This is a genomic window from Steroidobacter sp., assembly GCF_036402275.1.
In the GTDB taxonomy this organism is placed as follows: Bacteria; Pseudomonadota; Gammaproteobacteria; order Steroidobacterales; family Steroidobacteraceae; genus Steroidobacter.
Genome location: NZ_DASWTF010000009.1, coordinates 178124 through 200069, shown reverse-complemented (window position 1 = coordinate 200069; position 21946 = coordinate 178124). Strand labels below are relative to the sequence as shown.

Annotated in this window: 22 protein-coding genes and 1 pseudogene; 9 read left to right on the top strand and 14 right to left on the bottom strand. The window is 62.6% G+C overall.

The features are described 5' to 3' along the window. Positions 1 to 4 precede the first annotated feature (4 nt). From VGD45_RS03530 to VGD45_RS03520, 3 genes are all read left to right on the top strand, one after another. On the top strand, positions 5 to 775 hold the full coding sequence (locus tag VGD45_RS03530; protein WP_331153888.1) for a type III pantothenate kinase: 771 nt from the start codon (positions 5 to 7) through the stop codon (positions 773 to 775). 108 nt (positions 776 to 883) lie between these two features. Beyond that, the gene (locus tag VGD45_RS03525) at positions 884 to 1198 is read left to right on the top strand and encodes a hypothetical protein (protein WP_331153887.1); all 315 of its coding nucleotides are present in this window, start codon (positions 884 to 886) and stop codon (positions 1196 to 1198) included. Positions 1199 to 1217: 19 nt separating this feature from the next. Further along, positions 1218 to 1985: an SPOR domain-containing protein gene (locus tag VGD45_RS03520; RefSeq protein WP_331153886.1), complete on the top strand. Its 768-nt coding sequence runs from the start codon at positions 1218 to 1220 to the stop codon at positions 1983 to 1985. 125 nt (positions 1986 to 2110) lie between these two features. Here VGD45_RS03520 and VGD45_RS03515 read toward each other — a convergent pair whose 3' ends face one another. The 3 genes from VGD45_RS03515 to VGD45_RS03505 are packed head-to-tail and all read right to left on the bottom strand — an operon-like array spanning position 2111 to position 5412. After that, on the bottom strand, positions 2111 to 2470 hold the full coding sequence (locus VGD45_RS03515; protein WP_331153885.1) for a hypothetical protein: 360 nt from the start codon (positions 2468 to 2470) through the stop codon (positions 2111 to 2113). 42 nt (positions 2471 to 2512) lie between these two features. Continuing rightward, positions 2513 to 4888 carry a hybrid sensor histidine kinase/response regulator gene (locus tag VGD45_RS03510; protein WP_331153884.1) on the bottom strand — a complete coding sequence of 792 codons (2376 nt, stop codon included), beginning with the start codon at positions 4886 to 4888 and terminating at the stop codon, positions 2513 to 2515. Then, positions 4885 to 5412, bottom strand: a complete 528-nt coding sequence (locus VGD45_RS03505) for a YfiR family protein (protein ID WP_331153883.1) — start codon at positions 5410 to 5412, stop codon at positions 4885 to 4887. The genes VGD45_RS03510 and VGD45_RS03505 overlap by 4 nt, the downstream gene beginning before the upstream one ends. Before the next feature lie 188 nt (positions 5413 to 5600). Between VGD45_RS03505 and VGD45_RS03500 the strand changes: the two genes are divergently transcribed. After that, positions 5601 to 7667, top strand: coding sequence for a TonB-dependent receptor (locus VGD45_RS03500; protein WP_331153882.1), 2067 nt, complete (start codon positions 5601 to 5603; stop codon positions 7665 to 7667). Here VGD45_RS03500 and VGD45_RS03495 read toward each other — a convergent pair. Further along, positions 7657 to 8244, bottom strand: coding sequence for an alpha-ketoglutarate-dependent dioxygenase AlkB (locus tag VGD45_RS03495; RefSeq protein WP_331153881.1), 588 nt, complete (start codon positions 8242 to 8244; stop codon positions 7657 to 7659). The genes VGD45_RS03500 and VGD45_RS03495 overlap by 11 nt on opposite strands. 114 nt (positions 8245 to 8358) lie before the next feature. On the opposite strand from VGD45_RS03495, the gene VGD45_RS03490 reads away from it, so the two are divergent. After that, the gene (locus tag VGD45_RS03490; protein WP_331153880.1) at positions 8359 to 8541 is read left to right on the top strand and encodes a hypothetical protein; all 183 of its coding nucleotides are present in this window, start codon (positions 8359 to 8361) and stop codon (positions 8539 to 8541) included. 21 nt (positions 8542 to 8562) lie between these two features. Beyond that, complete coding sequence (locus VGD45_RS03485) at positions 8563 to 8802, top strand: hypothetical protein (protein ID WP_331153879.1); 240 nt, start codon at positions 8563 to 8565, stop codon at positions 8800 to 8802. Between the two features lie 85 nt (positions 8803 to 8887). Here VGD45_RS03485 and VGD45_RS03480 read toward each other — a convergent pair whose 3' ends face one another. The 3 genes and pseudogenes from VGD45_RS03480 to VGD45_RS34035 all read right to left on the bottom strand — a co-directional run bounded on the left by VGD45_RS03480 (position 8888) and on the right by VGD45_RS34035 (position 11502). Further along, positions 8888 to 9643, bottom strand: a complete 756-nt coding sequence (locus tag VGD45_RS03480) for a ferritin-like domain-containing protein (protein ID WP_331153878.1) — start codon at positions 9641 to 9643, stop codon at positions 8888 to 8890. Positions 9644 to 9682: 39 nt separating this feature from the next. After that, positions 9683 to 10858, bottom strand: a complete 1176-nt coding sequence (locus VGD45_RS03475; RefSeq protein ID WP_331153877.1) for a hypothetical protein — start codon at positions 10856 to 10858, stop codon at positions 9683 to 9685. A gap of 96 nt (positions 10859 to 10954) precedes the next feature. Further along, positions 10955 to 11502, bottom strand: a pseudogene (locus VGD45_RS34035) (MBL fold metallo-hydrolase). A gap of 161 nt (positions 11503 to 11663) precedes the next feature. On the opposite strand from VGD45_RS34035, the gene VGD45_RS03460 reads away from it, so the two are divergent. Next, positions 11664 to 12704: a sigma-54 dependent transcriptional regulator gene (locus VGD45_RS03460; RefSeq protein WP_331153875.1), complete on the top strand. Its 1041-nt coding sequence runs from the start codon at positions 11664 to 11666 to the stop codon at positions 12702 to 12704. Between the two features lie 7 nt (positions 12705 to 12711). Here VGD45_RS03460 and VGD45_RS03455 read toward each other — a convergent pair whose 3' ends face one another. The 7 genes from VGD45_RS03455 to VGD45_RS03425 are packed head-to-tail and all read right to left on the bottom strand — an operon-like array spanning position 12712 to position 19374. Continuing rightward, entirely contained in the window at positions 12712 to 13596 is an 885-nt protein-coding gene (locus VGD45_RS03455) for a hypothetical protein (RefSeq protein WP_331153874.1), read from the bottom strand. A 6-nt stretch (positions 13597 to 13602) separates the two neighbouring features. Then, on the bottom strand, positions 13603 to 14838 hold the full coding sequence (locus tag VGD45_RS03450; protein WP_331153873.1) for a phosphopentomutase: 1236 nt from the start codon (positions 14836 to 14838) through the stop codon (positions 13603 to 13605). Then, positions 14835 to 15764, bottom strand: a complete 930-nt coding sequence (locus VGD45_RS03445; RefSeq protein WP_331153872.1) for a glycosyl hydrolase — start codon at positions 15762 to 15764, stop codon at positions 14835 to 14837. Before VGD45_RS03445 ends, VGD45_RS03450 begins: the two co-directional genes overlap by 4 nt. Continuing rightward, entirely contained in the window at positions 15761 to 16552 is a 792-nt protein-coding gene (locus VGD45_RS03440) for a sugar phosphate nucleotidyltransferase (protein WP_349263203.1), read from the bottom strand. The genes VGD45_RS03445 and VGD45_RS03440 overlap by 4 nt, the downstream gene beginning before the upstream one ends. Positions 16553 to 16554: 2 nt before the next feature. Further along, positions 16555 to 17691: a CgeB family protein gene (locus tag VGD45_RS03435; RefSeq protein ID WP_331153870.1), complete on the bottom strand. Its 1137-nt coding sequence runs from the start codon at positions 17689 to 17691 to the stop codon at positions 16555 to 16557. Then, positions 17688 to 18287 (bottom strand): histidine phosphatase family protein, encoded by a 600-nt coding sequence (locus VGD45_RS03430; RefSeq protein ID WP_331153869.1) that lies wholly within the window; start codon positions 18285 to 18287, stop codon positions 17688 to 17690. Before VGD45_RS03430 ends, VGD45_RS03435 begins: the two co-directional genes overlap by 4 nt. Then, on the bottom strand, positions 18235 to 19374 hold the full coding sequence (locus VGD45_RS03425; protein ID WP_331153868.1) for an inositol-3-phosphate synthase: 1140 nt from the start codon (positions 19372 to 19374) through the stop codon (positions 18235 to 18237). The genes VGD45_RS03430 and VGD45_RS03425 overlap by 53 nt, the downstream gene beginning before the upstream one ends. A 299-nt stretch (positions 19375 to 19673) precedes the next feature. On the opposite strand from VGD45_RS03425, the gene VGD45_RS03420 reads away from it, so the two are divergent. Continuing rightward, positions 19674 to 20828 (top strand): NAD-dependent epimerase/dehydratase family protein, encoded by a 1155-nt coding sequence (locus VGD45_RS03420; protein WP_331153867.1) that lies wholly within the window; start codon positions 19674 to 19676, stop codon positions 20826 to 20828. Then, positions 20825 to 21940, top strand: a complete 1116-nt coding sequence (locus tag VGD45_RS03415; protein ID WP_331153866.1) for an NAD-dependent epimerase/dehydratase family protein — start codon at positions 20825 to 20827, stop codon at positions 21938 to 21940. The genes VGD45_RS03420 and VGD45_RS03415 overlap by 4 nt, the downstream gene beginning before the upstream one ends. The last annotated feature ends 6 nt before the right edge of the window (positions 21941 to 21946 follow it).

Below are 21946 nucleotides of genomic sequence, written 5' to 3'. Positions count from 1 at the left end.
GGCGATGCTGCTGCTCATCGACATCGGCAATACACGCATCAAGTGGGCGCGCCTCGCCGACGGCGTCATGGGCGAACAGGCCGCAGCCGTGCACGCCAACTGGACTCGCGAAGATTTCGTTCAGCACATCTTGAGCACGGGGCCGCGCGCCGATCGTGTGTTCATCGGCAACGTCGGCGGCAAGCGCATGGGCGACCTCGCGCAGACCGCCATCGCCGGCGCCTGGCAGATCGAAGCTCGGTTCGTTCATTCGCCGGCGGCCCAGGCCGGCCTTCGCAATGCCTATCCCGAGCCGGCCAAGCTCGGGGTCGATCGTTGGCTGGCCATGTTGGGCGGTCGGGCGATCGAGCCACGGCCGTTGTGCGTGGTGAGCGTCGGGACGGCGATGACCATCGACGGTCTGGATGCGAGCGGCCAGCATCTCGGCGGCGTCATCGTGCCGGGCCCCGATCTGATGGTGTCCAGTCTGCTCAAGAACACCAGCGACATCGCCCAGCGCGCGGCGGGCGGACAGACTCGCGACGAACTATTTGCCGACAATACTTTGGGCGCGATTCAGCAGGGCGCGGTCCAGGCGCTCGCGGCCCTGGTCGAGCGCGCGCAGGAAACACTGCGGAAGCAGCTGGGCGAGGCGCCGGTGCTGCTCCTCACGGGTGGGGCGTGCCGCCGGATCCAGGCCGCGATTCATACGCCCAGCAGAGAAATTCCCGACCTGGTGCTGCGCGGTCTGGCGGTGGTGGCAGCCCAAGCTGAATCATCCCCCAATCATCCATGATCTGATCCACGAGGCCTGCTTCGCCCCAACGCCGTGATCGCGGGGCCTTCGTGTATCATCCGGCACGTTCCATGCGCGCGGCGGCAGCCGCGAATAGAGGATGCTTGGATGGCCAGTTCTGGATCCCGACAACTGTGTGCAGGTACGGCGCTCACCGCGCTCGGCCTGTTGCCGCTGTCGGTCTCGTCCGTGCTGGCGGCCGACGTGCAGGCGGGCAAGGCAGCTTCGCAGGCCAAGTGCATCTCCTGTCATGAGGCGGACGACTGGGAAGGCGAAAGCGCGGCCTCGCTGGAAAGCCTGATTCGCGACATCGTCGCCGGCAAGGTCAAGCACAAGCAGCCGTTGCAGCTGACGCCCGCCGAAGTGGCGGACATCGCCGCCTATTGGGGCCAGAGCAGCCAGAAGGGTCAGAAGCGGCGTTGACCGCTCGAATAACTACTCCATGCGCGCGTTCTGTTTGCTGTTGGTGCTGGTCAACGCCCTGTACTTCATCTGGTCCCAAGTGATCGATGTGCAGGTGAGCAGTCTGGATCGCGTGCCCATACGCATGGCCGCGCCGCCACCCCGCATCGTCCTCGCCAAGGAAGCGCAGAACGGCGCGGCGCCTGCCCAGCAGCAGCCTGAGGAAGAGGAAGTCGTCGCGGACGTTCGCGAAGTGATCCCACCGCAAGTCGAGCCAGTGGAGTCACCGGGCACGGTGCAGCCTGACTTGCCCCCGCAGGCCGCGCGTCAAGATGTCCTGACCTGTACCAGCGTCGGACCGTTCGCCGATCTGGGGCAGGCATCGCAGGCGCAGGCCACTTTGCGCACCATGGGATTTCAGCCACGTCAGCGCGTGGAGCAGGGCGAGTTGTGGACCGGCTACTGGGTCAGCGTTCGCGACTTCCCCACCCGTGACGATGCCGAAGCCGCGCTTACCAAGCTCAATAACAACGGCATCACCGATGTTTATTTGATGCCCGGAACGGATCCGCCGAACGTGCTGTCACTCGGCGTCTTCTCCGATTACCAGCGCGCCCAACGTCGCGCCGAAGAAGTCCGCTCCATCGGCCTCACACCACAGATCAGCGACCGCAAACGCGCCGGCTCGGTCTTCTGGATCGACGTCGACCTGAAAGAACCCGGCGAGACCATCGACACCAGCCTGTTCCAGGTGGGCCAGAGTCGCATCCTTCGCTTGGAACTTCGCGGCTGCCCGCAGGCGGGCTAACGCCGCCACAGTTTGATTTTTCCCCTTATCTTCTAAGAAGAAAAAATAAAAACTTAGATCCCCTCCCGTTCACGGGAGGGGGCAGGGGGTGGGTCTTCTGGTTGCGTAAAACCACTGATCTTTTCTCAGTACCCGCGGTCCGCGCAGCACGTAGCTAACGCATCGTCATTACTCGCCGAGCGGGCGCAGTCGATGCCGGCGCGGTCCGCGCGCCAATCGGCCCACTCGGCATCGCCGTCGCCGAGCAGGTCGCGCAGTTCTTTGCCGGCGCCGGCGAGATACGCTTCGCTGCCGCTGCAATATCGAGCGATCAAACCAGAAGCGAGACAATGCGCACGAGGATCCGGCAGGCCGGACGGTAACTTGTCCTGCACGACCGCCTGCATGCATCCATAAGACGACTTGGCCGGCCGCGACGGACGATTCGGCGCCGTGACACATCCGGCGAGCGCGAGCGACACCAGCGTGATTCCAATGGCGCGCAACGAAATATCCTCACCGACCTCAACTCTCATCCCGAGAGTTAATCAGCGATCCAGATAACTCGCCAGTGTCGTGGCCAGCAACGCGCGATCGATGGGCTTGGATAGATAGCCGTCCATGCCGGCCGCTCTACATTCCTCATCCGCGCCTTTCATCGCATGCGCCGTCAACGCGATGATGGGTGTGCGGCGCTCGCCTTGTTCGTTTTTGCGGATCTCGCGCGTCGCTTCGTAGCCATCCAGATCGGGCATCTGACAATCCATCAGAATCAGATCGTACTTGCCCGTGAGCCACGCATCGACCGCGGCTCGCCCCGTCCCCACCGCATCCACTCGATAGTTCAGCTTCTCGAGCAACCTCACAGCGACCTTCTGATTCACGAGATTGTCATCCGCGAGCAGGATGCGCGCCTTTGCGTTACGCAGCCCGGCGGCCTGCAGCCGCTCGCCAGTAATGATCGGTTGCGAGCGTAAATGCCAAACCTCCGGTTGCTGTGCCAGCACCAGCTGCAACGACGCCACCAGATCCCGCTGCGTCACCGGCTTCAACAAATAGCCCGCGAAACCGATATCGGCAAAACTGCGGCTGTCATCGCGATGTCCGGCAGAGGTCAGCAGGATCAATCGGGTGCCTTTGAGCTGCGGATCCGACACGATCTTGCTGCCCAGTTCAGCGCCGTCGCAGTCAGGCATTTGATAATCGAGTAACGCCGCATCGAACGGCTGACCCTTCTCCTGCGCTTCACGCATCAACGCCAGGGCTTCGGTAGCGTTGCTGGCGGCCGAAGGACGAATCCCGCACAACGCCAATTGACCCAGCAGCACCTTGCGATTGGTGGCGTTGTCATCGATCACCAGCACGCGCTTGCCATTGATCGGCGCGGTGAGCGCGGAAAACATTCCCGTCACCGGGTTACCCAGTTTGAAACGGGCCGTGAACCAGAACGTCGAGCCCACGCCCTCGCGGCTCGTGACACCCACGTCGCCGCCCATCAGATCGATCAGTCGTCGCACGATGGATAATCCCAACCCCGTGCCGCCAAACCGCCGCGTCATCGAGGAGTCGACCTGAGTGAAGGGCGAGAACAGCGCCTTGATGCGGTTTTCGGGAATACCGATGCCCGTGTCGCGAATCTCGCAGCGAATGAACACGCCGTGCGCGTCGTTCGACAGCACGCTCAGCGCGATCGACACTTCGCCGCGATCGGTGAACTTCACGGCGTTGCCGGCCAGGTTCAGCAGGATCTGCCGGATGCGGCCCGAGTCGCCCTCGAGGGACTGCGGCAGATCCGGATCGATCTGCAATGTGAGCTCCAGCCCCTTGGCATGCGCCTGCACCGACAGCAGGCGCGCCACGTCTTCGAACGTGTCGCGCAGATCCATGTCGGCGGCCTCCAGATCGAGCTTGCCGGCCTCGATCTTGGAAAAATCCAGAATGTCGTTGATCACGGTCAGCAGCGCGCTGCCGCTGTCCTTGATGGTCTGCACGTAGTCGCGCTGAGTGGCGTCGAGGCGGGTGTCGAGCAGCAGATCGGTCATTCCAAGCACGCCATTCATTGGCGTGCGAATCTCGTGGCTCATATTGGCGAGGAATTCGCTCTTCGCCCTGTTGGCAGCGCTGGCGATCGCGGCCGACTCGGTGGCGCGCCGTGTGACATCGGCGAGCAGTCTGTTGCTGGCCGCGAGCTCATGCGTACGCTCCGCGACTCGTTGCTCCAATTCATCTCGTGCCTGCCGCAGCCCGGCATCGCGCGCTTCGATCTGACCGAGCATGTCGTTGAACGCCACGATCAGCTGGCCGATCTCGTCGTTGCTGAACGCATGCACGCGGAGGCTGTAGTCGCGTGAGCGTGTGACGCTTTCAGCCGCCGCGGACAGGGCCAGAATGGGCTTGGAAATGAACCGTTGGATGCGCAGAGCCGCCAGGCTGGCGAACAGCAGCGCGCCCACGATCACGACCGCGAGCAGCAGGGTGCGCTTGAGAATGCCCGCATGCAACTCGTCACGCTTGGCCCACAAATGCACCGAGCCGATGTGACCATCGAGCACGATCTCCGCTTCGACGTGGACGAATTCGTCGCGGTCGGCCGCTTCGGTCAGATCGCGCCCGTAGCGAGCTAGAACTTCGCCGCCGGTGTAATGGATCTCCGCGGCGACGATGGCCGCGTCGGCGCTCAGCGCCGCCAACGATCGGGTTGCCGCTTCCTGGTCGTCGAACGCAACGGCAGCTTCACTGTCGCGAGCGGTGATTTGGGCCTGAGTCTGCAGCCGTCGCCACATCTCGTACTGATCGGTGCGGTAATCGGCGATGGTCAGCACCAGACCGGCAATGAGCAGCGCCATGCCGCTCACCAGACTGGCGAGCAGGGTGAGCTTGCCGCCGATGGGCAGCCGTTCGAACCACTGCTTCGCGGCGCTCATCGCGGCTCCCGCTGCACGCCGGCGGCGAGTTTCAGCAGGTCGGAGCTGATGCGCAGCCCCGCCCGTTGAGCGCTGTCCACGTTGACCAAGAAGCGCAGGCGATGGTTCTCGGTGAACAGCTGGATCATGCCGCCGCGCTCGGCGAACTTCGCCGCGTCACTGATCGTCAGCACTGCCGGCTCGCTGGCGAACGTGTAGCTCGTCGCCATGGCCGCGTCTATATAGAGAGCGTTGCACCCGCCCGTCGCTGACGGCTCCGCGATCTGGAGCGTCGCGAGCCGGCGAGCGCCGACGCGCTTCCTGTCGATGCCAGTCGTCAATGCTTTGTAGACGCCTTCGCCGCCGGCAAAGCAAATCGTCACGGTGTCCGCGGCGACGCCTTCGGGCCAGTCGACGAACTTCACGAAATTAAACACATAGGCAGCCTTGAACTGATCTTCCCGTTGCGTGACTGCATCGGCGCGCGCGTCCGTGGCCGAAGCCAGGAGCGTGAGCGCCGAGACGATGTGCAGAAAGCAATTCATGTGGATCGTGAACTGTAGCAATGCGCTCCGCTTGCATCGGCAACGCGCTTCACAGCTGAAGTCGATGCCGGCGATTCAGGGCGCGCATTCTGCTGGAGTTATCGACGCGAAGCGCGCGCCGGAATGCTATGGCGCTCTCACTTTGCTGCATTTGCGGGGAGCCTGCGCGCTACTTAAGGAGATGTCTTATGAACAGCGCCGGCGGTCGCGCCGAAGATGCCACTGTGACGACGACAGCAAGAACTTTCGTGCGAGCGTGTGTGCTGACTGCGTTGGCGGTCGGGCCGGTGGTGGCCGCGGCTGATGGCGGCGACCTGGCGACGCTGAGCCTCGAGCAACTGATGGAGATGAACGTGCACTCCGTCTACGGCGCGTCGAAGTACGAGCAGCGCGTGACCCAAGCGCCGTCATCCATCAGCATCGTCACCGCCGAGGACATTCGGCGCTCCGGCCATACCAACCTCGCCGACGTTCTGCGCAGCGTTCGGGGTTTGTACGTGACCGACGACCGCAACTACACCTATCTGGGTGTGCGCGGCTTCCTACGACCGGGCGATTACACCACGCGCGTGTTGGTCCTCATCGACGGCCATCGCATGAACGACAACGTCTACGACTTCGGTTCGGTCGGGCGCGAGTCGATGCTGGACGTCGAGCTCATCGATCGCGTCGAAGTCATTCGAGGTCCGAGCTCGTCGCTCTACGGCAGCAGCGCGTTCCTCGGCGTGATCAACGTGATCACCAAGCTCGGCCGCGGCGTCGATGGCGCGGAGGTCGCGGTGGACTCGGCGAGCTACGACACTCAGAAGTTTCGCGGCACCTATGGCAAGACATTCGGCAACGGAGTCGACTGGCTGGTGTCCGCCTCGCATTACTCGAGCGGTGGCATGGACTTCCACTATCGCGAGTTCGATCAGCGCGTCAGCGATAACGCCCGCGCGACTAACGACGGGCTTGCGATTGGCCTGGATGACGAAGAAGCCGCAAAGTTCTTTACCAGCCTGCGCTATGGCGACTTCTCGGCCTCGCTGTTCCTGAGCGACCGGCACAAGCAAATCCCGACCGCGTCTTTCGGTACTGTGTTCAACGATTCTCGAACCATGACTGACGATGCGCGCGGCTATCTGGAGCTGAATTACGAGCACGCGTTCAGCGACCGCGCCCGCATGCAGGTGCGAGCCTCATACGACTCGTACAAGTATGAGGGTGAGTTCCCCATCGATTACGCGTTGCTGGGCGAAGGCGACTATGGCGCGCTGTTGGTCGACGAAATGGCGGGCGAGTGGCTGAGCACGGAAGCGCAGCTCACTTTGCAGCCTTCGGCGCGTTATACATTGGCGGTGGGCGGTGAGTACCGCGCCAACTTGCGCGAGTTTCAGGCTTCCTACGACGACGTCGAGCCGCGCGTCTGGTATCTGGATCATGACGACACGAGCGTGGTGGTCGGCGTGTTCGCTCAGGCGGAAGCTCGATTTAGAGACGATTTCAGCCTGACCGCTGGCGTGCGCTACGATCACTACGGCGAGACCTTCGGCGGCACCAGCAATCCGCGCTTCGCCGCGATTTACAATCCGACGCCCGATTCCGCGATCAAGGCGCTATATGGCGAAGCGTTTCGCGCGCCCAATCCGTATGAACGTTTCTACTATCCGGATCAGGCCGACCGGCCGGCGCTGCGGCCCGAGACCATCCAGACCTATGAGCTGGTCTACGAGCGTTATTTCAATTCGACGTATCGCCTGAGCCTCTCGGGGTACTCGTATCACATCGACGGCTTGATCACGCAGGAGGCCACCGTCGATGCCAATCCTTATTACGACAACGTCGATGACGTGCGTGCGCGGGGTGTCGAGATCGAACTGGAAGCTTCGTATCGCAATGGCGCCATCCTGCGTGGCAGCTGGGCGCTTCAACGTGCGGAAGATGTAGCCACCGAGCTCGAGCTGAGCAACTCGCCGCGACACTTGGGTAAGTTCAGCGCCTCGCTGCCCGTTCTACGCAGCAAGCTGTTCGCCAATCTGGATCTGCAGTATCAGAGTGAAACGCTGACGCTGGCTGGCACTCGCAGTCCTGATTTCTGGCTCGCGAATTTCACGTTGAACACGCACGACCGCTGGTCGAAGGTCGAGCTTACCGCCGGAGTTTACAATGTGTTCGACGAGGACCGTTGGTTTTCCGGCGCCGAAGAGCACGTGCAGTCTCAGCTGCAGCAGGAAGGGCGGAGCTACGGCGGCGAGATCGTCATCAGGTTCTGAGCCGCCCTTTCTCGCTGGCCGTGCGGAAGGTGACCGAGTAACGCAACTCCTTGGTCGGCGGCACATGATGCTGCCAACGCCAACGTGCTTCGTCACGCAAGATGTACGCCGATCGAGGCGCTACCTCGAACGCGAACACCTGGGCTTTCTTTTCGGGCGACCAGGGATACGGACGAAAGCGCAGCCGCGCCGTTCCCGCGAGCGAGATGCCGACGACCAGTTCGAAGTCCGGCACGTCTCGATGCCAGCCCAGCGGCGTGCCCGGCTGATATTCCGCGATCAGTGCCTGCACGAAATCTTCGGGCTGCACGCCTGCCCATGCAGCCGCCCGCTCGCGGAATGGCGCCAGGAATTCGGGAATCGGCGGCGCCGGCCTGGACTGCAGATGGGTGAAGTCGTAAGAAAAACCGAAGTTCACCGTGCGCCGTCGCGCGGTATATTGCCGATACTGCGATTCCTTCAATGGCAGCAGCCGGATTTCTGACAACAACTGCTGCTCTTCTTCGGCCGTGATGAAATCTTCACGATAAATCAGCCCGTCGGGCAGCGGCGGCGGAAAAATCTCGGCCTGCTTCATGCGTCCATACTAGGGCCGGCGTCCGAAAAATAAACTCACGACTCGCGCTCCTCGCCAAGGAACCCGCCGTCAGCGGCGGCGTTGCCCTAATGATTCCGTGTCATTGGAGCAACCATGGCCTCATCCCGCATCACCTCCGTCGGTGGCAATCCCGGCAAGGCCGGCCCGAAAGGCGCGCTAGGTCTGCCGACCGCACGCAAGAAGCGCGGCCGTAACGAAGACAAGAACGAGCAGCGCAATTTCGTGCAGCTGAGCAAGGCGGAGCGCAAACGAACCCGCCGTGACGGCAGCAATTAGCATCGTATCGAGGGCACACTCATGCGCAAATTTCTTTGGCTCGTGGCCGCGTTCGCCGCACTCGCCGGTTGTAACGACGGAAAAATCGCCGGCGACGATCCCACGCGGAATAACGAAGGTCCGGGCGAAGGTCGCCCGATGGACTCGAGCCCGTCGGTACGCGAACGTTCTCAAGATCCCCGCCCGGATCAGGAGCGCGCGTACGCGGAGGATAAGTCGACGGAGCAAACGACCGCCGCTCCGCCCGATCCAGACCAGTAGAAAAAAACAACTTCCCCCTCCCGTGCGCGGGGCGTGCGCGGGAGGGGGCAGGGGTGGGTCTTTCGGCCCGAGAGTAACGACTGAGCTACATCAGCTCGCTGGTTTCCATCGTCAGCAGCGTGTGCCAATTCCTCACCTTGGTGAGATGCACTGCCTCTTCGTCGAGCGCGGTCTTGAACCGCTTGGCCATATCGTCGTGGCCCAACTCGCGCGCCAGCACGATCAGGTCTTCCCAACCTTGGTTGTCGATGAGCTCGGCAGCAAGCGCCGCATGCAATGTTTGCGCAAGCGTCGTGCGTGGATCGCTCACTGCTTGCAATAGCCCCATGGTTTCCACGCCGACCAGATCGGCGCACGGGGTTTGCGCGGTCGGGTCGGCGCCCAATGTTTCCATGCATTCCTTGATCAGCGACGCGTGGCGCGCCTCGGAATTACGGATCTCGAGCAACTCATCGGGATTGATCTCGTTCATGTCCGGTGTGTGCGCGATCGCCTTGGCGCAAACGGCATCGTAAAGGCGTGTGCCGCCGCGTTCGAAGGCGAGCCGCTCGGCCAGCTTGTCGATGAAGACCTGCGGCCGCCGGCCGGTGAGCATTTTGGCGCCGCTCTTCGCCGCGCCTTTGAGCGTTGCCGGGGCCGGCACGGAGCCCAAGGGGTCGGCGTCGGCGATGTATTCGAGACGGGTCGCTGACAGAGCCTCGCCGTCGAGCGTATCGGCTTGCTCGCTTGTACCGCTCTCGAACTCCTGTGGAGCGTCCAACATCTCTTTCGCGTGTTGCGGCGACATCTGCAGCCCCGTGCGATTGATGCCCAAGCGGGTGGCGTCAGTGGAAGTAGGCATAGTCTTCTCCAATCATGTACGAATTCGGCTCGATGAGCGTTAGGCCGCCCGTATCTGCGCGCGGGTGAGCACTTCGGTCCCCGGCCGCCAGGTGTAGTTGGACGCGACGGTCTCCGAGGGCGAGCCTTCCGAGTTCATGTGATTGCGATAGGTGATGGAGCGCTCCGGCTCCTGCTCCATCCCCACGAAATCGTGACCGCGAGGTCGCAGATCCACTTCGCGCGCCAGCGTGGCGCGCACGAACTCGCGCTGGCTCTCGAACTTGATTGGCTCGGGCAGGCGTTCGCCGACGATTTCCTGCGGATCCTGCCGCTCATGCTTCTTGAACATTTCGGCGACCAGATGGAAGTGGCCCAGCTCGTAGTTCAGCATCCGTTCCCAGATCGCCTTGATCCGCGGGTTGGGTTCCTGTTGGAGACAGCTGTAATAGGTGTACGCCTCCATGGCCTCGTGCAACAGCCAGTTCTCCAGCACCGACTGCAAAGGATCGAGCAGCGATTCGTACTGGGTGACGTGCTGTTCCTCGATGGAGGCAATCTCCGCATACAACTGCCGCGCGACCGGGTCTGCGAACAGCGGACCGATGTTCATGTAGTAATCGTGCGTCTGATGCTCGGCCGCGGTCAGGGTCAGCGCGTTGAGCTTGGTGAGAGACGCGGCCGTCTTGCGGTCGAAGGGCCGCCGCAAATCGTGTTCCGGTGCGCGGTGTTCGACTACTGTCGGTCGGCCAGGGAGCACGTCGGTGTAGCTCTGCAGGATGTTGTTCGAATCCTTGCCTTCCAGCCGATCGAGCAGCGCCGAGTAGCGATACATGTGATCGAAATCCTCCAGCAGCCCGAAGCGATATACCTGCGCCAGATACGGATCCGGCTCCTGCTGGGCCAGCGCCGCGGTCACTTCGATCGCGACCTGCTCGTAACCGATGGTCGTTTCCAAGGGCGAATGATCGGCGCCGAGCAACCAATTGATCATGGTCGCCTGGTGTTGCTCGACGCGTCTGATTTCGGCGAGCGGTCGTCGAAATTCGAGGTTGAAGCGCGCCGCTGCGTGCGAGAAGCGCAGGGCTTCGCATTCGATGCCATTCATCAAGATGACGCGCACGCGTGTGAACGCGTCGTCGTCCAGTTTGCTGATGGGTTTGCCGGCGAGCTCGCGCCAGGTGAAGCGTTGCTGGTCGAGCGGCGTGCCGCGGTCTTCGAAGAGTGACAACGTCATTTGATAGTCCTCGCGCTGAGTGTTAGCTGAGCTGGTCGCTCGCGAGAACAGAGAACCGCTGGCCGATGCGATGGGTTCCAGCGAAATCGCGCGCTTTCAGGCGCGTGCCGGTCTTCCCGGAAGCGCGCCGATTGCACGGTGCGCAGTACCCTCGAACTCCATCACATCGTGCGAGCTGATGATGCGGACGGCCTTGGCGTGATCGCGTTTGAGCTCGCGCAGCCGTCGTTGATTCGCCAGCCGCGCGCGTCGGTCCTTTCCATCATCCATTGATAGAAACGCAGGCCGGGCGTACAGCTTGGGCGGCACGCCGCTCAGCTGACGCAGCATTCGAAGTCGTACCATTTTTCTCCACTGGGGAAATCGTCGAGGCCGCCGGCGTGATCGAAATCCAGGTGCGTGAGTACGACGTGCCGCACGTCGTGCGGGTCGTAGCCGAGTGCGGCGATCTGCCGGACGGCTGTGAATTCTTCGCGAAACTCCGGCGCCAGCAGCGTGAGGAAAAAACGGCTGAGGCGTGAGCGCGGGTCGGCGACGTCACGCAAACCGAAGCCTGTGTCTATGAGCACGAGACAATCATTTGTTTCCACTAGCATGCAGTGACACGTCAGCCGGCCGCGCAGGCTCATGGAGTGTCCGTCCATGAGAGCAAGCGTTCCGTGCACGGCTTTCCCGCAATGCTCAGTAGCGACGGTTTGCGCATCCTATGTAAATGCGCGATTCGAAAATACCGGATACTTTGTTTGTACATTCGCGACCGGGACCTGTCGCGGCACTCCCTTCGCCGAGCACCCTGGAGCCCGTCGTGAGTATCAATCCTTCAGTTTCCGAATCTTGGGCGGGCGTGCGGCCGCTACCTGCTATCGATACAGAACGCAAGTTCACGGCGCCGCCCGCGAATGGTCTGGGTCGACTGCTCGGGCAGTGCGCCCCGATGCAAGAATTATTTCAACGTTTGAAACGTGTGGCTCCGACCGGCGTGAGTGTGTTGTTGACCGGCGAGAGCGGCACGGGCAAGGAGTTGGTGGCCGAAACCATTCATTCCTTGAGCGCGGGGCGCGATCAGCCGTTCGTCGCGGTGAACTGCGCCGCCATTCCGGCGACGTTGGTCGAAGCGGAATTGTTCGGTTACGAGCGCGGCAGCTTCACCGGCGCGATGCGTTCGCAGGCCGGTTATTTCGAGCGCGCCGGCCGCGGCACTTTGTTTCTGGACGAGGCGGGCGAGATGCCGCTGGACATGCAGGTGAAGTTGTTGCGCGCTCTCGAGACGAGACGCTTCTACCGCGTCGGTGGCGATCGTGATATTCCGTTGCAGGCCCGGGTGATCGCCGCAACCAATCGTCCGCTGGCGGATGCGCTCGCCGAGAATAAATTCCGCGCAGACTTGTTGTATCGGCTCGCCGTGTTCCATTTGCACATCGCGCCGCTCCGACGCCGGGGCGACGATGTGTACCTGCTCGCGCGCACGTTCTTACGACGCTTGAATGAAGCCGAGGGCGCGAACAAGGAGTTCTCGGCGGACTCCATCCGATATCTGCAGGAGCACAGTTGGCCTGGCAATGTCCGCGAGCTGTACAACACCGTGCAGCGCGCATTCATTCTTGCAGACGACGAGGTCGATCTGCGAGGCGCTTCCGAGTACGGCACCGATATCGCCGAGCCCACGGCCAGCCACGACGCCGACGTGACTTTCCGCCAGGGCATGTCGCTTTCCGACATCGAGCGCGCCGTCATCAAGGAAACGTTGCGTCGCTGCTCGGGCAACAAGACGCGAACCGCGGCGGTGCTGGGAATCAGCGTGAAGACGCTGTACAACCGTCTGAACGAGTATCGAGCGCTGGATTAGAACGACTTCAATGGACCTGGTGCGCAAGCTCGCTGCGCACTCGTTCCAGCACCGTGCTCCAGTCCCCCGGACGAGGCTGGCGGAACAAGCGCATCGTGGGATACCAAGGCGAGTCCTCGCGACCCAGCATCCAACGCCAGTCAGCCTCATACGGCAACAACAGCCACACCGGCAGCCCGAGTGCCCCCGCCAGATGAGCGGTCATGGTGTCCACAGTGATGATCAGGTCCAACAGCTGCATGCGAGCGGCCATTTCGACGATGTCCCGTGAAGCGATGGGCGCTGCCGGCAACGCGCAGGGCTCCGGCGGGTATTGCAGACTGAACCAGCGAATGTGAGTCAACGAGGCCCATGATCGCAGGTCCGACGCTGCGACGGATCGTTTCGGATCCCATTCGCCGGCGGACCAGCACACCCCGATGCGCCGCCGTCGCCCCGCCGGCATGACGGGAGTCGGCACATATATATAAGGCATGGGGCCCGGCAGCTCGCTCACGTCGAGCCGCAGGGCATGGGGCAGCTCCATGATTTCGATGTCCACATCGTAATCGACATCGGGATTGCCCTCGTGCAAAGGCAGGAGCCGGTCGATGCCGCGCACCGTCTGCAGCAGCTTCAACAGAGCAGGTTGAACCCAGAGAGTGATTTCCGATGCGCGCAGTCGCGGCGTCGCCAGCAATCTCACGAACTGCACCGTGTCGCCGAGTCCGTGATAGCAGCGGACGAACACGCGTTGGCCTTCCAGCGGCGCGCCGCTCCAAACGAATTGTTCGTGCCGCGGTCGATGCGTGCACACTTCTCCCGACTGCGTGCGCTCCGCGAGAATGCGGTCACAGATGATCCAGGCGGACGCGAAGTCGCCTCTGCGCATGGCGTCGATCCATGGATCCATGGCGGCTTACCATAGAAAAGATTGGCCATGGCCGCCGGGCGGCAAGCCCAGATGTTGGGCGACAGTAGCGCCCATGTCTGCGAAGCTGCCGCGCCGACCCAACGAACGTCGCGTGCTCGATCGTCGTTCGAAACCGGCTCCTAACGCCAGCACCGGCACGCACTCGCGCGTGTGGTCGGAACCGCTCCAGGTCGGATCGCAGCCATGGTCGCCAGTGATGATGGTCAGGTCGCCGTCGTCCAGCTGCTGCAGGAATTCGGGCAGGCGCGCATCGAACGCTTCCAGTGCCGCGGCGTAGCCCGGCACATCGCGGCGATGGCCGTACAGCGTGTCGAAGTCGACCAGGTTCACCAGCATCAAACCGCCCTGAGCGAGCTGGCTTGCGGCGTCGATCGCCTGATCGAACACAGCGTCGTTGTCTTTGCCCTTGAGCTCACGTCCCGTGGCGGCGTGGCAAAACAGATCGCCGATCTTGCCGACCGAGACCACTTCGCGATGAGCGTCCCGCGCGCGACTCAGCAACGTTGGAAACGGCGGAGGCACGCCATAGTCGCGACGATTCGAAGTGCGCTGATAACCTTGCTCGGTCGTGACGAAAGGTCGCGCGATGACTCTGCCGACGCGCATCGGGTCGAGCAGTTCGCGCGCGATCTCGCAAGTCTGATACAAACGCTGCAACCCGAAGCTCTGCTCGTGCGCGGCAATCTGGAACACGCTATCGGCGGACGTATAGCAAATGGGCCAGCCGGTGCGCTGATGTTCGTCGCCCAGTTCGGCAATGATCTCTGTTCCCGACGCATGTTTATTCCCGAGCACGCCGTCGAAGCCGCCGCGCTCGCAGAGCTCATCGGTCAGTGCTCGCGGGAAACACGGTTGGGTGCGTGGGAAATAGCCCCATTCGAAATCGACTGGACTGCCGGCGATTTCCCAATGGCCCGATTGCGAATCCTTGCCTGTGGATACCTCTGCTGCCGCGCCGGCATCGCCATGGCGCCAAGCGGACACGTCGATGCCAGGCGCCGCCGCGCCCGTGGCCACGCGACAACATTCGCCCAAGCCTAGCGCAGCGAGATTCGGCAGATATAGCGGGCCACGTCGAAGGCCGCTGCGATCGGCGTCGCCGCCCGAACAACGTTGCGCGATGTGGCCCAACGTGTCGGCGCCAGTATCGCCGAAGCTGTCAGCGTCCGGCGCACCGCCCACTCCCAAGGAGTCGAGCACGATGATGAAAGCGCGGCTCATGCGACTGCTACTCGGTTGATTGAGGGTTTGCTGTTCGTGGCCGGCGCATATCGCTCCACAATGGTGGCGCAGAATTCGGCGAATAGTTCCGGCTCGCGCGGTGCGCTCGTGTGGTGAGGCATGATGCCGAGATGCTCGGGCGTGAAACAGAACGTCACGGTGACGTCGAAGTCCTGCAATGCCTCCATCTGCCGATCGAACCAATCGAGCGCGTTCGGCCGGAAACTGTCGGCCCACGACAGGCCTGTGCGTATGTGACGCACGCCGATGCGCTTCAGCCAGGTCACCGCGCTGTCGAGTCGGTGATCTTCGAAATGAAACCACTGGCAGATGCCCATGTCCGGCGTGCAGCGTGCGAATCGTTCCAGCGCCTGCTTCGGAGTGCCGTCCTCTCGCAGCAGGCCCATGTAAAAGTGTCTGTAGTACGAGGAGCCTTCCGCTTCCCGATGACGCGTCGTAGCTGGCCACGCGCGCGGCAAGTCGTACAGGCTGTACCAATGAATGCGCGGGCTCCTGCCGACCAGCAGCGCTGCGGTTCGATCGACGCCCCAAGCCTGTACCTCTTCGGCGCCGAAGCTGGAGACGCCGACTTCGGTGACCCACACCGGCAGGTGAGTCGCCGCCTCGATCTCGGCGATCTTTTGTGGCCACTCGTCGATGCACCAGAGATTCCAGTCGAGCGGAAAGCCATGGACTGCCACGACGTCGATGTGCTCCAGCACGCCTCGCGCCGACAGATTCTGGAGGAACGAGGCATCGATAGGTGACATTCCGCCGAGCACGCGAGGCAAGTCTGGATTCGCGGAGCGAATTGCACGACCGGCGAGGCTGGCCAACTGAGCGAAGCGCGCCCAATCGGGATCGACTGCGGGATCCCAATGCGATTTGTTATTGGGTTCGTTCCAGATCATGGCCGCTTCGATCATGTGCGTACCTCGACTCGTGCGGACTCGCGCATCCCGCCATCCGGGGCGTCGATACCTTCGCCTCGAGTCTCGCTGAGCATGAGCATCGCGGACCGATAGCCCTGCAAGGTGCCGACATCGACGTAAGCTTCTCCGGCCTTGATCCCGAGCGCGTTGCCGCCGGCTGCGAGATACGCATTGATCAGAGTGCCGAAATATTCATCGCGCTCGTTACGCTGCCGCCAGAGATCATGCAGTTCGTGCAGCACCGCGCCGGGCATTTTGAAAGCGCCCCAGATCCAATGCGTGCCGGGGTCGGGCTGCTTGACTCGAATCTCGGTCACGTGCAACTGGTCTTCCGCCAGGATCACGGCGTCGAACTGCTCCGGGCGTTCGACTGGGAATAACAGGAACGACAGCTCATCGTCGGGCAGCGCTGCCAGGCCATCATCCGGAAACCAGATCGTATCGGGCAATCCGATGGCAACAGTGTCGGTCGGCGCGACCAGGGCACGCGCGCGAAACACGGCGTCGCATAGTCCAGCGGGCTGGGGTTGCACCACGTACGCGAGATCGGCGCTGCCGAACCGTCCGCCGAAGTATTCGAGGATGTCGGACTTGCCGGCGCCGATGACGAAACAAATTTTATCGGCGCCGCCCCGGATCATTCGTTCCAGCAAGTACTCGCTGACCGCGCAGGGCCGTTGCGTATCGTTCAGAGTGCGCGAGCCCACCGGCAGCAGCTCTTTCGAAAACGCCAAGGGTTGAATACGGCTGCCGCGACCCGCGGCCGGAACGATGCCCCACATTGTCATGGCCTCGCCGCGTCGAACTGCTGAGTGGATGACCGCGAGGTCAGCGGGTGCGAGGCCGACCGAAGCTCCTCCAGATAGTGAATGAGTTGCTTGGCACGGTGCAGGCTGGTGTGCTCGTCCAGCGTTCGCTCTCGTGCGGCGCGACCGATCGATCGCAATTGAGCATCGCTCATGTCCAGCGCGGCCAGCGCGTCGGAGGTATAGCGCGCCACCAGGACCTCCTTGCCCGGCGTATAGAAGTCGTCCAGGCCGCACCATTCGTCCGACAGCACCGCCGCTCCACAAGCCGCGGCCTCGAACAGCCGCCCAGAAGGACACCAGCCCATGCGAGCCATGGGCTCGCGAGTGACGTTCAACGTCAGTCGTGACGACGAGAAGAACGCCGCGTGTTCCTGCGGGGGCAGGTGATAGACGAAGTAAACGTTGTTACTCCAGGGAAAATGCTCTGGGTATTGCGCGCCGGCAATCAAAAACTTTCGATTCGGCCGCAGGCGCGCCGGAGCCACGAACAGCTCTTCGAGCATGGCTTGCCGGTCCGCGGAGTAAGTTCCCAGCCAGGACAACACCGCTTCATAGCGCGCCACCGGGTCGACGGGTTGATGAACATCGGGATCGACGTGCCCATAAAGCGCACGCACTCGATGAGCGCATAGATCGCTTCGCAACGCTTCGAGCGCCGCGCCGCCCGTGTAACTCAGCACGAGATCGAAATCGCCGAGTCCCCGCCAGGGGATGTAAGGAACTTGCTTGCCCGAACGCAAAGCATCCAGCGTAACTGGCGTATCCAGGTCATAGAACACGGCGAGTGGATGTTGCGCATCGAGGATGGCGTCCGTGGCGGCCTGCGCGTCGAAGCAGTACGAAGACACGATGGCCGTGTCGCAACTGGCCAGCTCGCGTCGGGCGCGGCTCTCGATGGTGGACCAGTCCGAGTACAGCACGAGCTGGCTATCGCCCATGGAAGGCGGCAGCGAAGGCCAGTCGCGCGCACTGGCGTAGTAGGACACATCGCGTTCGAAAAAAATGAACTCGTGGCCGAGCTGCGCCAATGCTTTGCACAGCCCCCGCCACAGCGTGGCGTGGCCATTGCCCCACGACGAACTGATGGTCAGGCCGAAAATCGCAATTCTCATAAGGGTGCCCGCAAATTGATGCTGTCCACGCATGGGCCCCAGTCGCTGAGGCTCACGCGACTCATGGACGCAGGACTGATCGCCAGTCGCCGATAGGCAGCGACCGGCGCTTGCAGCCAATGCAGTAACGCGGCGCGGATCACTTCCGCGTGGGTGACCAGGACCATGGGCCGGCCGGGGAATGCCTGGCACAGTCGCTGCAGATGGTCCAGGACGCGCGCCTGCACGTCACTGATCCGCTCACCCGCGGGCGTTGCAGCCAGATTGCGCTGCTCGTTCCATCGACGCCACGCTGGATCGTGGGCGAGCTCGCTGAATGTTTGACCCGACCAGTGGCCAAAGTCCAGCTCGTCGATCGCGGCCGAGGTGAGCAGCTCGCCCTGGCAGCGGGCGGCGATCGCGCTGGCTGTTTGTTGCGCACGCCGTCGCGGGCTGACCACGATCAATGTTTCATGGTGAGGATCAAGGGCGTGCGCCATGGCTTCGGCTTCCCGCAATCCGATCTCGGCGAGCGGCGCGTCCACGGTGCGACCCAACAGCATCTCATCCATGCGCGCGCACGTGGCGTGGCGTACGAGCACGAGCTCGTTGGTCATGGCCTTGATCCTGAGCGGGTTTGCCGTCGATGAAATCGAGCGTCAGCTGGCGCGCGACGTGATCGGTGTATTGCTGAGGCGGGGACTTCATGAAATAGCTCGACGGGCCTGTCAGCGCGCCGCCTACGCCGCGGTCCAGCGCCAGTTGCGCGCAACGGACAGCGTCGATCACCACGCCGGCGGAGTTCGGCGAGTCCCACACTTCCAGCTTCAACTCGACATTGAGCGGCGAGCCGCCGAAGGCCGTGCCCTCCATCCGTATATAGGCCCACTTACGATCCGTCAGCCATTCCACATGGTCGCTTGGGCCGACGTGAATGGCGCCGGGCGCGACGTCGATCTGGCTGGTCACCGAACGTGTTTTAGACAGCTTCTTGGAGAGCAGGCGTTCGCGCTCGAGCATGTTCTTGAAATCGGCGTTGCCCCCGAAGTTGAGCTGATATGTGTGGTCCAGCCGCACGCCACGCTCGCGAAACAGATTGGCAAGCACCCGGTGCACGATGGTCGCGCCGACCTGGCTCTTGATGTCATCGCCCACCAGCGGCAGTCCGGCGACTTCGAAGCGGCGCCGCCAATCGGCATCGGAAGCGATGAACACCGGGATGCAGTTGACGAAAGCGCAGCCCGCCTCGAGCGCGCGCAGCGCATACCATTCGGTGGCTCGTTGCGATCCCACTGGCAGGTAGGAAACGAGCACTTGGGTTCCCGAGTCGCGTAGTACTTGCACGACGTCACTCTCGGGTGCGTCCGATTCGATCAGCTCGTCTTCCAGATAAGTGCCGATGCCGTCGAGCGTGCGGCCGCGCGCCACTTTCACCCCGAGCGCCGGCAACGAGGCGAACACTCGCGTGTTGTTGGGTGGAGCGAGTAGCGCTTCCGACAGGTCTTTGCCGACCTTGTGCGCGGTAATGTCGAACGCAGAAGTAATCCGAACGTCACGTACGTGATAAGGGCCGACTCTGGGATGCATGAGCCCCGGAATCACGGCATCGTCCGCGGCGTCCCGGTAGTAGTGCAGGCCTTGCACGAAGGAAGAGGCGCAGTTGCCTGCCCCGACGATGCCTACGTTGACTGTGTCTGCGTTCAATGGCGTCTCCCGTGCGGTGGATCGCGAACTGGCTGATGCACGAAGCATGCAAACGAACAAAGCACGGCGCGCGGTGCCGCTCGGCGGGGATCCGGATCGATAAATCGATTCCGAGTTGCGGTGCAAACCTGAGTAAGCGCTGCGCAGGTCTGTAACTTTTTTTCCCGGTCGCGTTTGCACGCATGACTTTCTTTAGCGCTGCCGCGTTGTGAAAGCAGCGGCACGCTTGTTGCTACTTACGTTTGCATATGGCTCACCGCAATCGTGAGCCCTCACTGACATCTGGCGAGGAGAACGTAGTGGCGAAGCTCTGGACATCGTATCAAGAGATCGCCGGCGCGACGGTGCTGGTGACTGGGGGCGCGGGCTTCATCGGATCGCACGTCGCGAACCTGCTGGCGGAAAGCGGCTCACGCGTGCGAGTGATCGATGCGCTCGACGCGCAGGTGCATGGTGAAGAGCCAGGCTTTCCCGCCCATCTGCATGCCGACGTGGAGCGCATCGAAGGCGATATTCGCAATCGCGACGCGCTCCGTTCGGCGCTCGCTGGCATCACTCACGTCTGTCATCTGGCCGCCGCCGTCGGTGTCGGGCAGAGCATGTACGAGATCGAGCGTTACGTCGATGTGAACAATCGCGGCACCGCTCTGCTGCTCGAAGCGCTGATCGAACATCCGGTGCAACGCCTGGTCGTGGCGTCGAGCATGAGTGTGTATGGAGAAGGACTCTACCGACAGCGCGACGCCAGGAACGGCGCCAAGTATTGCGAGCCGCCCCTGCGCTCGCGGGAGCAACTCTGCCGCGGTGAATGGGAGATTCAGACCGAGGACGGCGTGCTGGCGCCGGTCGCGACGCCGGAAACGAAGCATGTGGCGCCGGCATCGATCTATGCGCTGTCGAAGTACGATCAGGAACAGATGTGCCTGATGTTTGGCGCGGCTTACAACGTTCCGACAGTGGCGCTCCGGTTCTTCAATGCCTATGGACCGTATCAGTCGTTGTCGAATCCATACACGGGCGTGCTGGCGATCTTTGCGTCGCGCTGTCTGAATGGCAATCCGCCGCTGATCTTCGAAGACGGCATGCAACGACGCGACTTCGTCAGCGTCCGAGACGTGGCCAGAGCATGTCAGCTCGCTCTGACGACCACTGCCGTCGGCGAAACATTCAACATTGGCTCGGGCGAGCCGCGCACGGTGCTGGAAGTTGCCACGAGCGTCATCGATGCGGTGAATGCCCGCGTCGAGCCGGTGATCACGGGCAAGTGTCGCTGCGGGGACATTCGCCACTGTTTCGCGGACATCACCAAGGCAGGGCGTCTGCTGGGCTACTCGCCAAAAGTTCGGTTTGAGGAAGGTCTGCTGGAATTATCCGAATGGCTGGCACGCACCTCGGCGAATGACAACTTCATGCGAGCCAATGCCGAGCTGGATCGCAGAGGATTGACGCTGTGACGGCCGCTGCAGGCAACGGGCGGGCATGCAGCGTCCTGATCACGGGCGGCGCCGGCTTCGTCGGCGTCAATCTGGCGGCGCACTGGCTGGCCGGCGGCGAGCGCGTCCGCATTCTCGATTCATTGATACGTCCGGGCAGCGAACGCAACCTCGAATGGTTGCAGCAGCACTATTCCGATCGTCTGGATTTTGTGCATGCGGATGTGAGAAGCCCGCACGCAGTGGCCACGGCCATGCAAGGCGTCGAGCACGTGGTGCATCTGGCTGCGCAGGTGGCGGTAACCAGCAGTCTGGTGAACCCGGTGTTCGATTTCGACGTGAACGCGTCGGGCACATTGAACGTGCTGGAAGCGGCCCGCCGCAGCGTGCGTGCGCCGTCGTTGATTTTCACGTCGACGAATAAAGTGTATGGCGGGTTGGAAGATCTGCGCCTGCGCGCCGAGGGCCAACGTTATATGCCCTTGACGGAGCGCGTCCGCGCCCGCGGCATCGACGAATCGCGGGGCCTGGATTTTCACAGTCCCTATGGCTGCTCCAAGGGAGCAGCCGAGCAATACGTGCTCGACTACTCCCGTAGCTTCGGTTTGCGAACCACCGTGTTTCGCATGAGCTGCATCTATGGCCCGCATCAGAACGGCAACGAGGATCAAGGCTGGGTGGCTCACATGATCCGCAAAGCGCTGGCGCGTGAGCCGATCACGATTTATGGCGACGGCCGCCAGGTGCGCGACGTGTTGTTCGTCGACGACCTGGTCGACGCGTTCGCCAAGGCGCGTCATGACATCGACAAGCTTTCAGGACGGGCTTTCAACATCGGCGGCGGCGCCGGCAACACGGTCAGCTTGCTCGAGCTGATCCGCCAATTGGAACAGTTGCTCGAGCGGCGCGTCGCGCTTTCGTTCGATGGCTGGCGCATCGGCGACCAACGTTATTACGTATCGGACACCGGCCGCTTCCAGGCAGCGACAGGCTGGCAGCCCCGGACGGAGATCGCATCGGGCATCGAAGCCTTGTGCGACTGGCTCGCGAGCTCCGAGCCACAGCTTTCGTACGGGCACATGGCTGCGTCTGCCGCCCCCATGGATGCCGGGCGGCTCGGAGTGTCTGGATGAGAGAAC

What these genes read in the sequence shown, in the direction of transcription:
- VGD45_RS03530 (WP_331153888.1), top strand. Translation starts at nt 5, where the DNA reads ATGCTGCTGCTCATCGACATCGGCAATACACGCATCAAGTGGGCGCGC.
- VGD45_RS03525 (WP_331153887.1), top strand. Translation starts at nt 884, where the DNA reads ATGGCCAGTTCTGGATCCCGACAACTGTGTGCAGGTACGGCGCTCACC.
- VGD45_RS03520 (WP_331153886.1), top strand. Translation starts at nt 1,218, where the DNA reads ATGCGCGCGTTCTGTTTGCTGTTGGTGCTGGTCAACGCCCTGTACTTC.
- VGD45_RS03510 (WP_331153884.1), bottom strand. Translation starts at nt 4,888, where the DNA reads ATGAGCGCCGCGAAGCAGTGGTTCGAACGGCTGCCCATCGGCGGCAAG.
- VGD45_RS03505 (WP_331153883.1), bottom strand. Translation starts at nt 5,412, where the DNA reads ATGAATTGCTTTCTGCACATCGTCTCGGCGCTCACGCTCCTGGCTTCG.
- VGD45_RS03500 (WP_331153882.1), top strand. Translation starts at nt 5,601, where the DNA reads ATGAACAGCGCCGGCGGTCGCGCCGAAGATGCCACTGTGACGACGACA.
- VGD45_RS03495 (WP_331153881.1), bottom strand. Translation starts at nt 8,244, where the DNA reads ATGAAGCAGGCCGAGATTTTTCCGCCGCCGCTGCCCGACGGGCTGATT.
- VGD45_RS03490 (WP_331153880.1), top strand. Translation starts at nt 8,359, where the DNA reads ATGGCCTCATCCCGCATCACCTCCGTCGGTGGCAATCCCGGCAAGGCC.
- VGD45_RS03485 (WP_331153879.1), top strand. Translation starts at nt 8,563, where the DNA reads ATGCGCAAATTTCTTTGGCTCGTGGCCGCGTTCGCCGCACTCGCCGGT.
- VGD45_RS03480 (WP_331153878.1), bottom strand. Translation starts at nt 9,643, where the DNA reads ATGCCTACTTCCACTGACGCCACCCGCTTGGGCATCAATCGCACGGGG.
- VGD45_RS03475 (WP_331153877.1), bottom strand. Translation starts at nt 10,858, where the DNA reads ATGACGTTGTCACTCTTCGAAGACCGCGGCACGCCGCTCGACCAGCAA.
- VGD45_RS03455 (WP_331153874.1), bottom strand. Translation starts at nt 13,596, where the DNA reads ATGGATCCATGGATCGACGCCATGCGCAGAGGCGACTTCGCGTCCGCC.
- VGD45_RS03450 (WP_331153873.1), bottom strand. Translation starts at nt 14,838, where the DNA reads ATGAGCCGCGCTTTCATCATCGTGCTCGACTCCTTGGGAGTGGGCGGT.
- VGD45_RS03445 (WP_331153872.1), bottom strand. Translation starts at nt 15,764, where the DNA reads ATGATCGAAGCGGCCATGATCTGGAACGAACCCAATAACAAATCGCAT.
- VGD45_RS03440 (WP_349263203.1), bottom strand. Translation starts at nt 16,552, where the DNA reads ATGTGGGGCATCGTTCCGGCCGCGGGTCGCGGCAGCCGTATTCAACCC.
- VGD45_RS03435 (WP_331153870.1), bottom strand. Translation starts at nt 17,691, where the DNA reads ATGAGAATTGCGATTTTCGGCCTGACCATCAGTTCGTCGTGGGGCAAT.
- VGD45_RS03430 (WP_331153869.1), bottom strand. Translation starts at nt 18,287, where the DNA reads ATGACCAACGAGCTCGTGCTCGTACGCCACGCCACGTGCGCGCGCATG.